The sequence below is a fragment of the Dellaglioa sp. CoH-57-MRSF-22 genome, assembly GCF_056781895.1.
Genome location: NZ_JBXAXT010000147.1, coordinates 1 through 333, shown reverse-complemented (window position 1 = coordinate 333; position 333 = coordinate 1). Strand labels below are relative to the sequence as shown.

Genomic DNA, 333 nt, shown 5'->3' with positions numbered 1-333 from the left:
CGGGAACCGACGACACGACAACCGATGAAAGCGAACGCGGCTTGTTTGTCTTGTTCGCGCTGGTTGAGTCTGTGCCGAACGTGCAGAGCGTGAGACCGCGCCGCGCGGGCGTGTTGGAAAGAAGCCCGACGCCGCCCGCGAAAACCTGTCGTCGTATCGTGCTGCTCGCGTCCGATATCACGGGCTACGCGATGGAGTACGACCCCGCGTAAGCCACAAGAAAGGGGCCAATTGGCCCCTTTCTTTTTGCGCCTATACCCGACTAAATCGCTCGGGTATAGTTGACGGCTAGAGGTCCGGCGCGTAGAATTCCTTTCATCGGCTCACGCGAGC

At 60.1% G+C, this 333-nt stretch carries 1 protein-coding gene; it reads left to right on the top strand.

Annotated features, from left to right (window positions below; translation table 11 throughout):
- Nucleotides 1-212: hypothetical protein (locus tag AC1RPR_RS08595; protein ID WP_481763532.1), on the top strand; the 212-nt coding region annotated here is incomplete at its 5' end.
- Between the last annotated feature and the right edge of the window lie 121 nt (nt 213-333).